The following is a 14747-nucleotide window of genomic DNA, read 5'->3' on the forward strand; positions in this document are numbered from 1 at the left end:
TGACCGCCGCGCCTGGCTTTACTGGCTGATGCTCTGCTGCAGCGCCTGAACGGAGGAAACGATGCCGGCATCGACCGACATGGTCAGGTCTTCCATTTCCAGCGACACCCAGTCGTTGTAGCCCATCATGCGCACCACCGAGAAGAACGCCTTCCACCACTGCAGATCCCGGCCGCAGCCGACGGCGACATAGTTCCAGGCGCGGCGGGCCACGTCGTCGATCGGTTTGGTCTCCAGCAGTCCGTTAATCTCAACGACGCCGCGCTCAAGGCGCACGTCTTTGCCGTGCACATGGTGAATGGCGGGGCCGAGGGCGCGGGCCACCGCGATGGGATCCGCACCCATCCAGATCAGGTGGCTGGGATCGAGGTTCAGACCCACCATCGGGCCAACGGCCTCGCGCAGCCGGAACAGCGTTTCCGGGTTCCACACCAGCATGGCGCTGAAGTTTTCCAGCGCAAAGCGCTCGACGCCGCACGCTTTGGCCCGAGCGACCAGCGCCTGCCAATAGGGGATTGCCACTTCATTCCATTGATAGTCCAGACAGTTTTTCACCGTCGGCGGCCAGCTGACGGTATAGGTGATCCAGTTGGGAATGGCGTCATGCGGGCTGGCCGGGGGCAGGCCGCTCATCATAACGATCTTTTTCACCCCCAGCAGCCCGGCCAGCTCCAGCGTATTGTCGGTTTGGCGCTGATGGCGTTGCCCCAGTTCGCCGGGATCGAGCGGATTGCCGGAGACGTTGAGCGCGGCGATCTCCATGCCGCGGCTGGCCAGCGCCTGCTGCAGCTGCCGGCGTTTGGCGGGGTTAGCCAGCAGATCGTCGGTATCCAGATGGGGCGCCGGAGACCAGCCGCCGGTGGTCATTTCCACGCCGCGCACCTCCAGCTCCAGCAGCCGATCCAGCATCTGCTCGAAGGGTAAATGACCCAGGCTGTCGGTACAGAATGAAAGTTTCATGGTGCTTTCCTTATTGGTAATTAACCCAGGTGGCGCCGTTGTCGGCGGAACGAACGCAGTTTTCAATCCAGCGCACGCCTTCCAATCCGGCGTCGATATCCGGATAGATCAGCGTGGCCAGCGTCTGCCGATCGCCGCGCTGGCTGGCGCTGATGGCGATGGCGAACTTGAGGTAGATATTGGCCCAGGATTCGGCCAGCCCTTCGGTATGCAGCGCACCGAGCCTCTCTTCGGCCAGGGCGCTGTCGTCCAGATAGGGCATGCCGTGGTGCAGGATCTGGTTGGGCCGCCCCTGGATCTCATGGCGCAATTCGCCGGGGGCAGCGTCGCTCCACTGCAGGCTGGCGAGCGAGCCCACCACGCGGATGCTTTGGCTGTCCATCGCGCCCGCATTGACGGCGGAGGCCCACATGCGGCCGACGGCGCCGTTTTCGTAGTGCATCAGCACCATGGCGTTGTCTTCCAGCGGGGCGCGAGAAGGAATAAAGCTCTGGCGATCGCACAGCAGGGAGGCAATCTTCATATCGGGCATCACCAGCTGCGAGATGTAGAAGGTATGGGTGGAGATGTCGCCCAGCACAAAAGAGGGGCCAGCGATTTTCGGATCGACGCGCCACTTTTGCGCCTCGAACGTGTCCGCGCTTTCGTTGGCATTGAAACCGTGGGTGTATTGCAATTCGACCATGCGTATTTCGCCGATGTCGCCGTTCGCAATCATGGCGCGCATCTGCATCAGCAGCGGATGGCCGGAGAAGCCGTAAGTTACGCCGACGATCAGGCCTTTCTCCGCCGCCAGCGCCTTGATTTCTCTCGCCTCCGCCGTGGTGAAGAACAGCGGCTTTTCGCAGATGACATGCAGGCCAGCATTCAGCGCGGCGCGCGTGATTGCATAATGGGTGCCGTTGGGGGTGGCGATGGTCACCACCTCAACGCCATCTTCGCGGTTGGCTTCTTGATCCAGCAGCTGTTGATAGTTGTCATAGCAGCGTTCGGCGGGCACGCCGAGGTTGACGCCAAACTCACGTCCGCGCGCTGCGTCGATATCAAAAGCGCCGGCAACCAGCCGATAAGCGGTGTTGTCGCGCAGTGCGCCGGAACGGTGCTTGTAGCCCACCTGGCTGAGGCGGCCGCCGCCGATCATCGCCCAACGCAGCGGGCGAGGGATGCTTCTTTCACCATTTAACATGCTGACTCCTGATACTGTGGTTTTGCACTCGGGTGCAAAATGGGTTGAAAAAGAGAGTGGCAACGGTTTATTTCTGGTTCATCTGTGCAAATTGCGGGTAGTTTTCTCGCGTCACGGTGGCATAAGGCACCCAGTTGTAAGGCTCGGTTTTAGTGTGATCCAACATCGCTCGGGTCACCTGCACCGCGCCGATCGCCTGGGCTTTGGCATCCTGGAAAATGGTCACCGCCAGGTCGCCGCTTTTGATAAATTGCAGGCCGTCTGGCGTGCCGTCGATACCGGCGACCAGCACGCCATTCTTTTTGGCCTGCTTCAGCGCCATGATCGCGCCGATGGCCATCTCATCGTTGTTGGCGGCGATCGCATCGATCGGCGTGCCGTTCAGCAACCAGCCGGAAACCACGTCGACCGCTTCATTGCGCTGCCATTTGGCGGTCTGTTTCTCTACCACTTTCATGTCTTTGTGTGTGGCGATTACCGCTTCTACCGCACGGGTGCGTTCGCGGGTTTCTTCGTTGGAGAGGGCACCCATCAGGATCGCCACGTTGCCGCGGTAATTCATTTTTTTCGCCAGGGCCTCCATCTGCAGGCGGCCGCTGAGCGCCGAATCGGAGCCGACGTAGGCCGTCGCGCCGCTAAGCGGCACTTCGGGCTTGCGGTTGACGAAGATGAGGGGGATCGCGGCGCGTTGGGCAGCCGTTATCATCGGCTGGACGCCTTGCGTATCGACCGGGTTGAGGATAATGGCGTCCACGCCCTGATTAATCAGATCGTCTACCTGCTGCACCTGCAGGGCGACATCGCCCTTGGCATCGACGAACTGGCCTTGCAGCTGCTGAGCCGCCAGTTCTCGTGCCATTTGGCTGCGCAGGATGGAGACGAAGTTGAGATCGAAGTTGGCCAGCGCCACGCCGACCTGGTAGGTCTTGGCCTGGGCGGTCACGACAAACAGCGAGCAGGCTAACATCAACAGCAGTCTGGTTTTTTTCATTACGGTATCCTGTCGAGATGAGAGGTGTTGTGTTAAAGCAGTGTATTTGCAACCGGGTGCAAAACAAGAGACAAGACGGCGATGAGTCTCTGAATGCCACCGTGAATGTCGGCTATGGATAAAATTCGGTCAACTGGGGAAAGGTGAAAACAGCGTGGACGATCACAAACTCTTTACCTTTTGCACCCGGTTGCACAACAAATTGCAATCGGGTGCAAAAACGGGACATAATTGCAGCAGGAATGCCGACGGGCGCTTAGGGGATCTGAGCGAGCAGGGTATAGTTTGACTTCATCGAAGCCGGGATCGACGCAACCATGATAAAACACCACAAAGCCACCGCCAGCGACGTCGCCGAAAAGGCCGGCGTCTCTAAATGGACGGTATCGCGCGCCTTTACGCCCGGCGCGTCGATCTCGGACAGCGCGCGTGAAAGCGTACTGGCGGCGGCGGCCGAGTTGGGCTATCGGCCAAACCTGCTGGCGCGCAGCCTGTCGCAAAAACGCACGCACATCATCGGCGTGGCCATCGACGAGATGAAGAACCCGCATTCGATGATGATGCTCGATATGGTCACCAAACAGCTGCAAACCCGCGGCTATATGGCGATGCTGCTGAACATCACCGCCGGGGAAAACTACCGGGCGGTGATGGCGATGGCCGATCAGCTGCAGGTCGATGGCATTTTGTTCCTGGCGACGGTGTTAACCCAAGAGTGGGCGGCGATCGCGCAAGATCTGCATCAGATCCCGCTGGTGCAGGTGTGCCGCAATACGGAAAACGAACACATTGATGTGGTCAATATCGACGGCTACCGCGCCGGCGAAGAGATCGCTGAGTTGCTGATAGACCAAGGGCATCGGCGCTTTGGCTACATGAAGGGGCCGGACACGCAAAGCAGCCATTTGCTGCGCATGGAAGGCTACCGCGACAAACTGATGGCTGCCGGCTTTCAGTTGGATCGGGTGCTCACCGCCGGCCACTACGATCGCCAACGCGGTTTCCAGCTGATGAGCGAATACCTGCAGGCAACGCCGGAAAGCGAGCGGGTTGAGGCGCTGTTCTGCGAGAACGACGTGTTGGCGCTGGGGGCGCTCGAAGCGCTCAGGCAAACGGCGCCGTCGTCCGCGATGGCCGTGGTCGGTTTCGACGATATCGATGAAGCCGGCTCAGCCAATTGGGCGCTGACCAGCTACAGCCAACGCATCGACCGGCTGGTCGAGGAGGCTTTGAATCGCCTGATCGACAATCGCGCCACGGCAGACGGCGCCTGGCGGCACGGAGAGTTGCGGGTTCGGCGGTCGCATTTGGCTGGGAAACCGGCGTAAGGATTTCTTTTTGTGTGACAATGTCACTATTGAGGCTTGATGAGAGCACATCGAGATAGAAAGAAAAAACTCTATAGAAGAGAAAGCGTGACATCCAGAGGGCCCATAGCCAGCGGTGGTGAGTACCGCTGGGAACGGCATAGCAAACAGCTGGATGATGAGCAGTTGCCGCTGCGTGAAAGCATGCATGGGCGGATACAACATGGCATGGATTACACGCCGCTATTTCAATTTTTGCTCAGTAAAGTGGGCCAACCCTGGAGTGAAGTGCACAGCGAAGCGGTTAGTCGGTTGGATAAAGAAGCACCTATTTTTTACCTGGTGGCGCTGCACCGTAAAAACTGGCAGAGCTATGTCTGCTGTGGTGAGTCGAGCTATTACAGCGGGCTATGCATAGATGAGCACGGGATACTGCAGAAAGTGAACCCGGCATTCACCGCAGAAGATGTGCCGGTGAGATGCCGCTGTTGTACCTATACGTTCAACGGGGAACTGGTGCCCGTCACGGAAAAAAACTGGCAAAAACCCTATGAGAAGGAATCCTGGGAATAGTCAGGTTTCACGAGTGTCATTCAGATGTAGATTGACTGCCGAAGTTTGCCAGATTTCACGTAGCGCGATCAAAAAGGAGGGCATTTTGACCCATTTTGCACAGTGGCTTAGCCAAATTCAGGCGCTTGAGGTTGAACTGCACCAGCCAACAACGCGCTGCGATCCGAAACATGTCGCGGCATTGTTGCATGAAGACTTTGAAGAGATTGGTCGTTCAGGCCTACGTTATGACAAATGCCAAACCGTTGCGGCGCTGGAGATGGAAACGGATTATCCGCCAATTTTCGCCGAAGGTTTTAAGCTGGCGAAAATCAGTGAAGGCGCCGTGTTGCTGACGTACAAAAGTTTTCAGCGTGATGCGCAGGGCCGCGCCGTTCGTTGCACTGAACGCTCATCGATTTGGCTGCTGACGGAAAAGGCGGGTTGGCAGATGCGCTTTCATCAAGGTACGCCGGCAGAGGATTGAGCAGAGTTTAAAAAGCTGATCGAATGGAGTTATTTAACTCACGCTATAAGTTTTTCTATAGGCTACTAAAAATTATCATCATTTGTTAACCATAAAAAATAAAATATAATCATGAGGAAAAACAAAACCCTGCATAAATTAAACCTTATATTTATGCTGGAATAATTTCATTATATAAACATTGACTATAAAAGGTTTGCTATGAAATTGCGACTTACAATATTTGCCACATTGGTATTAAGCATGCCTATGGCACCCTCTGCTTTTGCTTTGACTTTACAAGATCAAATTAAACAGTACGAAAAAGAGGGCTGGAAGGTAGGGTTGTCAATTCTATCTTCAGATGATAAAACGATTTCTATAAATGGAAACCAACGCTTTCCTTTAGATAGCACAGTTAAATCAATTGCTTGTGCCAATGTCCTGGCAAAGGTTGATGCAAAGAAGCTTTCATTAAATCATTCTATGGTAGTGACTGAAAAAAATATTGTGACCTATTCACCCGTTGCTAAAGATTATATGAACAAGCCATTTACGCTTGAGCAAGCTTGCAAAGCGGCCAATGAATACAGTGATAATACAGCAGCTAATTTTGCTATTTTTTCGGGTGGAGGACCAGAAGCTCTGACCGAATTTATGAGATCTATAGGAGATACGGTTACTCGCTCTGACCGATATGAGCCAGAATTGACGGTCAATCCCGTGGATGATTTGCGAGATACAACGACTCCTGATGCGATGAGCAAGAGTATCAAGAAAATTTTGACCGGCGAAGTTCTCAGCGATGCATCAAAAGCGCAATTGAAAGAATGGATGGTCAATAACAAAGTCGCTGATAATATGCTTAGAGCGTCTCTTCCTAAAGGATGGAAAATCGCCGATAGGTCAGGTGCAAGTGATTATGGTGTCAGAGGGATAACGTCGATGGTCTGGTCAAATAATCATGATCCTGTATTCATCAGCATCTATGTGAGAAAAGCGGATACCTCTTTGGATGAACGCTCAGCGGTGATCCGTACTTTAGGTTCGCATATATTTGACGAATACCTTAGCCACTAAGAGGATAGTAGTAAGAGGTTAGGGGTTCTATGGAAGAGCCCCGATAAGCAGCAGAGAGTTACGTACTCAGGAAAGCTCCATGCTATGGCGGTTAGCATTCATCAGGTTTAATTTAACATAATATACATTATGCGCACCTTGGTGGTGATATGTGGATTCTGCCGTCCAGGCCTGATTCATGGGCTTTCTCCTGCGGCCAACCATGCCGGCGCCGGCTACTCATGCCGCTGAACTAATTCGTTTTTCAACCGGCCATAAGCCGCCGGGTTTTGCCGACGGTCTTCTGCTGCCTGGTGTTTGTGTTGCTCAGCAATACCATGATGCTTGCGCAGAAAATCTCTGAACGCCAACTGTCTGATCGCCTGTTCACTTGCTGCAGCAACGCCTGCCAGTAATGCTGTTCTCGCCACGCGGCGTAGATCTCATATCATGCATCTTGTCATTCACACCATCCAACGCCGCCAGGCTTTCAATCTCCAGCAAGATATCAATCGTTGGTTTGGCACTGCTGTACTACCGATATGATGAATTGCCGTTAATACGCCAGCCAACATCTCGCGTAGTTTCAGCGCTTCATCTTGATAACGTTCCAGCCACTGCGTCTCATAGCCCTCGACCGTGATGCTGCGTGCTGCCATTTCCCGCTTCAGTAATGATGACCGGACATGATTTCTAAGGCGCATACCTGCCGATATTGGCCAGAAATCCTCTGCTTTTTTGATCGCGCTACGTGAAATCTGATGAAACGTGGCGACTACGATACTGCAGATTTCACCCAAACGCGTCACTTAAACGGGCACTATTTGTATGCTAAATGCGCATTGGCGTGCGTTTGCATCGCTTTCTGCGCCCACCACGGCGTTGGCTATACTGAATGGGAATATTCTTCCATGCTCCAGGAGCCTCTCCATGTTTGACCATGTGAAATTTGGCGTCAGCGACTTCGCCCTTAGCAAAGCGTTTTTCCTCAATGCGCTGGCGCCGCTGGGCGTAAAGATCGTTGCCGAAGGCGAGCCCGGCTATGGCGTCGAACTATGTCCCGATCGGGGTAACGTGTCATTGTGCCTGTTTCAAACCGATGAAAAGCCGGCACACCTGCACCTGGCATTTGCCGCAAGCAGCCGTGAACAGGTCGATGCGTTCTACCACGCTGCGCTAAATGCCGGCGGCATAGACAATGGCGCACCCGGTTTACGGCCCAATTACCATGCCCACTACTATGCGGCATTTGTGATCGCCCCGGATGGTCACAATATCGAAGCGGTTTGCCATAACCCGATGAGCTAGTGATTTTTCCTGTTAAAACAGTATATTAATCACGATTAAATGCACTTTATTTAACATAAATAATGGTGACATCGTCACTTAACGTTACCCCGTCACGTCAATCCACTCTGCTCCGGTGATGCTGGCCAGGCGTTGTGGCGCAATTCTCACGCCTGAGTTATCGCTGCCACCTGCTGGAAGCACTTCACCGTAGCTGCACAGGCTGCGATCGCAGTAAATTCTCACCGCTGCCGGTGCGGCAAAGGGGCAAACGCCGCCGGGCGGATAGCCGGTCAGCGCCTCCACCTCCTCCGCCGGCAGCATGCGCGCCTTTACGCCGAAGAATTGTTTGTACTTCTTGTTGTCGATTCTGGCGGTTCCCGCCATCACCAACAGCACCACGCCGTCGTTCACGCGAAATGACAGCGTCTTGGCGATCTGCCCGCTCTCCACGCCAAAGGCTTCCGCCGCCAGCGCCACCGTGGCGGTATTCTTTGTCAGCACCGTCACCGCCGTTTCCGGGGCGTGCTCGGCCAGAAATCGCTGAACGCGCTCTATACTCATGTCCTTCCTCCCGATGTTGCTAAGCCATTGATAATGCCGCAGTGAGGGTTCTGGTTTTAACATCGCATGCTAAAAATGAGAATCAAAATTGTTCAAATCGGTGAATCTGAACAAAGCTTTAAGGGGCCTACGCCTTTTTACCTATCATTTTTCATGGAGATACCTGCATGACCACGCAAACCACAGCAAGGCCTTCAGCGGCCGCGGTGGCCGTCTATGAATGGCTCAATCCGCTCCCCTACGGATTTTTCACCGCGGCGCTGATTTTCGACATCATCTATGCCTGCACGGCGAATATTCAGTGGGTCAATGGTGCCAGCTGGCTGATCGCCATTGGCCTGGTTTTTGCCATTATTCCCCGGCTGATTAACCTGGTTCAGGTGTGGTTCGGCAGCGGCCGGCTGCAGGGCTCACCGGTCAAGCTCCATTTCTGGCTGAATCTGATCGCCATCGTTCTCGCCATCATTAACGCTTTCGTGCATAGCCGGGATGCGTATGCCGTGGTGCCGCAAGGCCTGGTGCTGTCTGCGATCGTGGTCGCGCTGCTGAGCCTCGCCAACATTCTGCTGGCCGTGGGCGCCCGCGCAAAATAAGGAGGTTTTCATGAAGCTATCATCCACCGCGATTGCGCTTTCGGCCGTGCTGGCGCTGGCCGGCTGCGATAACAGCGCCGTCATTTCGCCAGAACAACAAATGGGGCCGGATCCGGTGTTGCCGGCGGCGCAAAACTTCCTGATGCCGCCGATGCAGGTGCCAAAGGGCGTCGGCTGGCAGCAAAACCAGATGCCGAAAGTGGCCGAGGGTTTGAAAATCGATAAGGTGGCGGACGGTTTGCTGCATCCGCGCCAGCTGCTTACCCTGCCCAACGGCGATGTCCTGGTGGTGGAAGCCAACGGGCCGGGCACGGAGGCGGTGAGCACGCCCAAGCAGCTGATCGCCGGGCTGGTGAAAGGCCAGTCCGGTAAAGGGGGCAAAGGCGGTAACCGCATCACCCTGCTGCGCCCAACCGCCGACGGCCGCTGGGAAAAGCATGTTTTCCTCGAGGGGCTCGATTCCCCATTCGGCGTCCAGCTGATTGGCAACACCCTGTACGTGGCCAACACCGGCAACATCATGCAGTACACCTATCAGCCGGGCGAAACGCGCATCAGCGATGCGGGTAAAGAGCTGGCCGACTTGCCGGACACCATCAACCACCACTGGACCAAGGCCCTGCTGGCCAGCCCGGACGGTAAAAAGCTGTATGTCGGCGTCGGTTCCAACAGCAACATCACCGAAAACGGCCTGGCCGTAGAGTACCGGCGCGCCGCCGTGCTGGAAGTGGACACCGCCTCTGGCGCCAGCCGTGTCTTCGCCAGCGGCCTGCGCAACCCAACCGGGCTGCAGTGGGAACCGCACAGCGGCAAGCTGTGGGCCATCGTCAACGAGCGTGACGAGATCGGCGCCGATCTGGTGCCGGACTACCTGACCTCGGTGCAGGACGGCGGCTTCTACGGCTGGCCTTACAGCTATTTCGGCCAGCACGTCGATCGGCGGGTGCAGCCGGCGCGGCCGGATCGGGTGGCGAAAGCCATCAAGCCGGACTACGCCCTCAGCTCGCACGTCGCGCCGCTGGGGCTGCTGTTCTATACCGCGAACGCACTGCCGGCCGAGTATCGCGGCGGCGCCTTTGTCAGTGAGCACGGCAGCTGGGATCGCTCGCCGCTGAACGGCTACCGGGTCAGCTACGTGGCGTTTGAGCAAGGCAAACCGGTCGGCAAACTCAAAGCGGTGGTCACCGGCTTTGTCTCTGACGACGAGAAGGAACTCTATGGCGCACCGGTAGGATTAACGGTCGACAAGGCCGGCGCTCTGCTGATTGCGGATGACGTGGGCAACACCGTTTGGCGCGTCAGCGCTAAATAACGTTAACGGGCAGGTCCTGGGGGATCTGCCCGTGACATTGTCACTCAACACCCTGCGCCAACCAGACCGTTCTTCCCCCGCAGGCGGGATCTTCCACCACATGGTCGACCACGCGGAAGCCGTTCTCCTGCAATAAACGTCTGTACTCCTCCGGCGCCAGGCTGGCGTGAAACAGCGGCTGGCCTTCGAAGCTGCCGATCGCCACGCCGTCGGCTGGGCCGCTGGTGAACATCAGTGCGGCGTGCGGCCCGGCATGCCGTCTGAACAGCGGAAACATGCGGCGCTGATCGTTGCGCGCCAGATGAAAGAAGCTGTCCCAGGCCAGCAGGCCGTCGAACTTCGTCGCCAAATCCAGCTGGCGCATATCCATTTGTCGCCACTCCTGCTGAGGAAAACGCTGCCGGCAGCGCGCGATCATCGCCTGAGCACCATCGACGCCGGTGACCCGATACCCCTGTTCGATAAAATAGGCGGCGATCGGCGCGCCATTGCCGCAGCCGAGATCCAGCAGCCGCGCATTGGCCGGGGTGAGCTGCAAAAAGCGATCGAGCCACGGCCGTTCAAACAGCGTGGTGGGTCTGAGGCGTTCCCAGGCGGCGGCATGTTCGTCATAAAGCGGGATAATGGTGCTCGCCAGTTTTTCCGTCATTAATATTGTCCCCATCACGTTATTGGTGCCAAAAAAAATAGCCTTTGGTCAGAATTAAAGCGCTTATTCGATAATATATTCATCAACAGACCGTTGACCAGAAATAAAAGGTTTTAACATTTCGACATAAACCAGTACAATTCCCTACCCTGTGTTAACCCTTTTTTTAGGTTGATTGTGTCGTTAATTCAGCGCTCTGCATCGCGACATCGGGCCACCGCCTGGTTAGGGATGTTTGCCATTCTGATGTTGTTCATTGCGCCGGTGGTCTCGCGATCCCTGGAGCATGTACGCGCCGGAAGTGCTGGAACGACCGTCATGGCGGATTGCGGCATGGAGATGCCGATGCATCACGGGATGCACTCGCCGCCGCCTGAGCCTGAAAAAGCCTCACAGCCGCTGATGCAGCACGGCGGCGGCCATCACAACATGGCGATGATGATGGACGACAGCGCCTGCGGCTACTGCGTGCTGTTGCTGCACGCGCCGCTGCTGGACGTGAGCCACGCCCCGCTGTTCTGGTCCCAGTTGCTGGCTTCGCGCCCGCCGCCGATTCACTATCTCGTTCCCCTGTTTGCCCACGTCGTTCACACCGAATTACAGCCGCGCGCGCCCCCCGTCTCTTTCCTCTGATTTAACAATAAGCCCATTGCCGCTCTCTGTATTGCCGTTGATCGCTTCAACCCGGCGGAATTAATTCGCCCAACGGTTAATCATCGAGACGACATTATTAATCCGGTTATTTCCACGTTGATGGAATTAACCCCCGTATTTTCCGATGGTGATTTTCGCCAGGCCGCCCCACGCCTGAATAATCCCACGGCCAAGAACGGAAAAGAGTTAGCTTAAGGAAAGATGATGTTTAAACCGACTTATAAAAAGAACGCCGTTACCCGCGCCATCACCACCGCCATGCCGCTGTTCCTGCTGGCCGGCCACGCGGCGCAGGCGCATCAGCACCCTACCGACGCACAGGTTAATGATGGCGACGTGATCACCGTTACCGCGCCGCTCTACTCCCCGCTCACCATCGTCACCTCGCCGAAAACCCCGCGCCAGCCGGTGCCGGCCAGCGACGGTTCGGACTACCTGAAAACCATCCCCGGCTTTTCGCAGATCCGCAACGGCGGCACCAACGGCGATCCGGTGTTCCGCGGCATGTTCGGTTCGCGGTTGAAGATCCTCACCGACGGTTCGGAAATGCTGGGCGCCTGCCCAGCGCGGATGGATGCGCCGACCTCTTACATCTCGCCGGAAAGCTTCGATCTGTTGACCATCACCAAGGGGCCGCAGACGGTGCTGTGGGGGCCGGGATCGTCGGCGGGCACGGTGCGTTTCGAGCGTGAACGCCCGCGCTTTGACAAACCGGGCATCAAGGGCAGCGCCAGCGTGCTGACCGGCTCCAACGGCCGCTGGGACGAGAATATCGACGCCAGCCTCGGTGCCGAACAAGGCTACCTGCGGGTGATGGCCAACAAATCCCGCTCCAACGACTATCAGGACGGAACGAATACGCGCGTGCCGTCACGCTGGGACAAGTGGAATGGCGATCTGGCGCTCGGCTGGACGCCGGGCAATGACACGCTGCTGGAAGTGACCATGGGCCGCGGCAACGGCGAAGCGCGCTATGCCGGCCGCAGCATGGACGGTTCGCAGTTCAAGCGCGAAAGCCTGGGCATGCGGGTGGAAAAATCCAACATCGGCGAGGTGCTGGATAAGCTGGAAGCGCAGGTCTACTACAACTACGCCAACCACGTGATGGACAACGTTACCCTGCGCTCGCCGGGCAGCGGCGGCATGGGTGGCCACGGGGGCCATGGCGCTATGAGCATGGGCGGCCACGGCGGGCACATGATGTCCTCCGGCATGACGATGCAGCTCGATCGCCGCACCGTCGGCGGCCGCGTGATGGGCACCTGGCAGTGGCAGGACGTGAAGCTTGAAAGCGGCCTGGACACCCAAACCAACACCCATCGCAGCATGAGCCGCGGCAGCTGGGAAAGAGACGCCCAGTTCAACAGCTACGGCGCCTTCAGTGAACTGACCTGGTCCACCAGCGAACAGGATAAACTGATCGGCGGCGCGCGTCTTGACCGCACCCTGGTGGAGAATTTCCGCAGCGGCAGCGACGGGGAGCGTTCGGATACCCTGCCGAGCGGCTTTATGCGTCTTGAGCATACGTTGGCCGACCTGCCGCTGATGCTGTATGCCGGCGTCGGTTATACCGAGCGTTTCCCGGATTATTGGGAGCTATTCTCGCCGAAGCTCGGCCCGAACGGCAGCAAGGATCCGTTCTCCAGCGTCAAGAGCGAAAAAACCACGCAGCTCGACATCGGCGCGCAGTACAACGGCAAACGCTTCAACGGCTGGGTCTCCGCTTACGTAGGCCGCGTCGATGATTTCATCCTGTTCAAATACGATCCGCACAACGCGCGTCTCAGCCAGGCCGATAACGTCAACGCCAACATCATGGGCGGCGAAATGGGCATGGGTTACCAGCTGAGCGAGCACTGGAAAACCGACGCCAGCCTGGCCTACTCCTGGGGCAAAAACACCAGCGACGGCCGGCCGCTGCCGCAGATCCCGCCGCTGGAGGCGCGTCTGGGGCTCACCTATGAGTACGGCGACTGGAGCGGCACCGGCCTGTGGCGTTTGGTCAGCAGCCAACACCGCGTGGCGATCAACGAAGGCAACGTGGTAGGCAAAGACTTTGCCGAAAGCGCCGGCTTCGGCGTGCTTTCCGCCAACGCCGCCTACAAGGTGAATAAAAACGTCAAGCTGAGCGCCGGTCTGGATAACATCCTGAACAAGACCTACAGCGAACACCTCAACCTGGCGGGCAACAGCGCCTTCGGGTATTCGGCCAACAGCGCGGTGAATGAGCCGGGCCGCACCCTGTGGGCCAAGGTTAACGTCACCTTCTAAACCGTACACCGGGCGATGGGCAACCGTCGCCCGGTCAGGCGATATGCGATCCGGTTCTTAGGATATGAGTTTTAAGTTTTTCCCATTCGGTTGAGCGGCGATTAGTATCACTCTCAATGTAATCAAGGATCCGGAGGGAATATGCAAAAGCTCACTCGTTTTCTGGCCCTGCTCGGCGAGCTGATGATTGAAAAAGCCGAAGACGCCGCGCCGCAGGCTGCTCGGCCTGACGATCGCGACGACGCGTTGCCGCCGCGCCTCGAACGTGGGGTTCCGCTGGCCGACCGCTTCCTGTTCATGTAATTCTTCTCACTGTCTTTTGGTCCGGCACGTTCTGATATTTCATTATCGGACGCCTGCGTCTATCTTCTTTCGATGGTTCCAGCCGATTCATCATAGGAGAGAGCAACGCAATGAAGATCAGAACGGTAACCCCGCAAGACGCTGAAGCCCTGACGCAGTTATTGAATGACGTGATCGGCGCCGGCGGCACGACGGCGCTAGAAACGCCCCTCACCCCCGCCGAATTCAGCGAATGGTTCATCAGCGGCAGCAATGCGCTGAGCTGCCAGGTCGCGGAGGTGGATGGGCTGTTGGTGGGCTTCCAGGCGCTGAGCGCAGATGATTCCCTGCCGCCCGATACCGCAGATATTGCCACCTTCTCCCGCCTGTCGCCGAAGGTGCGCGGCGTCGGCAGTGCGTTGTTCCCTGCCACATTAGCGGCGGCGAAGTCGCACGGTTTCAAGCACATCAACGCCACCATTCGGGCGGATAACGTCGGTGGCCTCGCCTACTATCACAAAATGGGCTTTCGCGATTACGACCGTTTGCCGCAGGTGCCGCTCAGCGATGGCACGCCGATCGACAGAGTCAAAAAACGCTTCTCCCTTTAACCC

Annotated in this window: 17 protein-coding genes; 11 read left to right on the forward strand and 6 right to left on the reverse strand. The window is 57.1% G+C overall.

Annotated elements, in window-relative coordinates; all coding sequences use genetic code 11:
• Positions 1-18 precede the first annotated feature (18 nt).
• The 3 genes from V8N38_RS12420 to V8N38_RS12430 all read right to left on the reverse strand — a co-directional run bounded on the left by V8N38_RS12420 (position 19) and on the right by V8N38_RS12430 (position 3137).
• A complete protein-coding gene (locus tag V8N38_RS12420; RefSeq protein WP_147839959.1) occupies positions 19-960 on the reverse strand; it encodes a sugar phosphate isomerase/epimerase family protein in 942 nt (313 codons plus the stop codon).
• Between the two features lie 10 nt (positions 961-970).
• Positions 971-2146, reverse strand: coding sequence for a Gfo/Idh/MocA family protein (locus tag V8N38_RS12425; protein WP_147839958.1), 1176 nt, complete (start codon positions 2144-2146; stop codon positions 971-973).
• 67 nt (positions 2147-2213) lie between these two features.
• On the reverse strand, positions 2214-3137 hold the full coding sequence (locus V8N38_RS12430; RefSeq protein ID WP_147839957.1) for a substrate-binding domain-containing protein: 924 nt from the start codon (positions 3135-3137) through the stop codon (positions 2214-2216).
• 317 nt (positions 3138-3454) lie between these two features.
• Here V8N38_RS12430 and V8N38_RS12435 point away from each other — a divergent pair, with 317 nt between their 5' ends.
• The 4 genes from V8N38_RS12435 to bla all read left to right on the forward strand — a co-directional run bounded on the left by V8N38_RS12435 (position 3455) and on the right by bla (position 6542).
• Positions 3455-4465: a LacI family DNA-binding transcriptional regulator gene (locus V8N38_RS12435; protein ID WP_147839956.1), complete on the forward strand. Its 1011-nt coding sequence runs from the start codon at positions 3455-3457 to the stop codon at positions 4463-4465.
• A gap of 39 nt (positions 4466-4504) precedes the next feature.
• Positions 4505-5017 (forward strand): hypothetical protein, encoded by a 513-nt coding sequence (locus V8N38_RS12440; protein WP_060418879.1) that lies wholly within the window; start codon positions 4505-4507, stop codon positions 5015-5017.
• 85 nt (positions 5018-5102) lie between these two features.
• Positions 5103-5483 carry a DUF4440 domain-containing protein gene (locus tag V8N38_RS12445; RefSeq protein ID WP_070914325.1) on the forward strand — a complete coding sequence of 127 codons (381 nt, stop codon included), beginning with the start codon at positions 5103-5105 and terminating at the stop codon, positions 5481-5483.
• A 201-nt stretch (positions 5484-5684) separates the two neighbouring features.
• Complete coding sequence (gene bla / locus V8N38_RS12450; RefSeq protein WP_147839955.1) at positions 5685-6542, forward strand: class A beta-lactamase; 858 nt, start codon at positions 5685-5687, stop codon at positions 6540-6542.
• Positions 6543-6985: 443 nt separating this feature from the next.
• On the opposite strand, the gene V8N38_RS12455 is transcribed toward bla, so the two are convergent.
• Positions 6986-7180 (reverse strand): GrpB family protein, encoded by a 195-nt coding sequence (locus tag V8N38_RS12455; RefSeq protein WP_072265388.1) that lies wholly within the window; start codon positions 7178-7180, stop codon positions 6986-6988.
• Positions 7181-7451: 271 nt separating this feature from the next.
• Here V8N38_RS12455 and V8N38_RS12460 point away from each other — a divergent pair, with 271 nt between their 5' ends.
• A complete protein-coding gene (locus V8N38_RS12460; RefSeq protein WP_060418875.1) occupies positions 7452-7829 on the forward strand; it encodes a VOC family protein in 378 nt (125 codons plus the stop codon).
• A gap of 84 nt (positions 7830-7913) precedes the next feature.
• Here the strand turns inward: V8N38_RS12460 and V8N38_RS12465 are convergent, their stop codons facing one another.
• Positions 7914-8372, reverse strand: a complete 459-nt coding sequence (locus V8N38_RS12465) for a YbaK/EbsC family protein (RefSeq protein WP_048233970.1) — start codon at positions 8370-8372, stop codon at positions 7914-7916.
• Positions 8373-8539: 167 nt separating this feature from the next.
• Here V8N38_RS12465 and V8N38_RS12470 point away from each other — a divergent pair, with 167 nt between their 5' ends.
• Complete coding sequence (locus tag V8N38_RS12470) at positions 8540-8965, forward strand: DUF2231 domain-containing protein (RefSeq protein ID WP_060418873.1); 426 nt, start codon at positions 8540-8542, stop codon at positions 8963-8965.
• Positions 8966-8975: 10 nt separating this feature from the next.
• Positions 8976-10277: a PQQ-dependent sugar dehydrogenase gene (locus V8N38_RS12475; protein ID WP_147839953.1), complete on the forward strand. Its 1302-nt coding sequence runs from the start codon at positions 8976-8978 to the stop codon at positions 10275-10277.
• 40 nt (positions 10278-10317) lie between these two features.
• Here V8N38_RS12475 and V8N38_RS12480 read toward each other — a convergent pair whose 3' ends face one another.
• Positions 10318-10926 (reverse strand): class I SAM-dependent DNA methyltransferase, encoded by a 609-nt coding sequence (locus tag V8N38_RS12480; RefSeq protein ID WP_060418869.1) that lies wholly within the window; start codon positions 10924-10926, stop codon positions 10318-10320.
• A gap of 246 nt (positions 10927-11172) precedes the next feature.
• On the opposite strand from V8N38_RS12480, the gene V8N38_RS12485 reads away from it, so the two are divergent.
• From V8N38_RS12485 to V8N38_RS12500, 4 genes are all read left to right on the forward strand, one after another.
• Positions 11173-11559: a DUF2946 domain-containing protein gene (locus V8N38_RS12485; protein ID WP_230200973.1), complete on the forward strand. Its 387-nt coding sequence runs from the start codon at positions 11173-11175 to the stop codon at positions 11557-11559.
• Positions 11560-11838: 279 nt separating this feature from the next.
• Complete coding sequence (locus V8N38_RS12490; RefSeq protein ID WP_339103225.1) at positions 11839-13851, forward strand: TonB-dependent copper receptor; 2013 nt, start codon at positions 11839-11841, stop codon at positions 13849-13851.
• A 141-nt stretch (positions 13852-13992) separates the two neighbouring features.
• A complete protein-coding gene (locus tag V8N38_RS12495; protein WP_162997437.1) occupies positions 13993-14154 on the forward strand; it encodes a hypothetical protein in 162 nt (53 codons plus the stop codon).
• A 110-nt stretch (positions 14155-14264) separates the two neighbouring features.
• On the forward strand, positions 14265-14744 hold the full coding sequence (locus V8N38_RS12500; protein WP_147839951.1) for a GNAT family N-acetyltransferase: 480 nt from the start codon (positions 14265-14267) through the stop codon (positions 14742-14744).
• Positions 14745-14747 lie beyond the last annotated feature (3 nt).

Origin of the sequence: Serratia nevei (genome assembly GCF_037948395.1) — a bacterium.
GTDB lineage: Bacteria > Pseudomonadota > Gammaproteobacteria > Enterobacterales > Enterobacteriaceae > Serratia > Serratia nevei.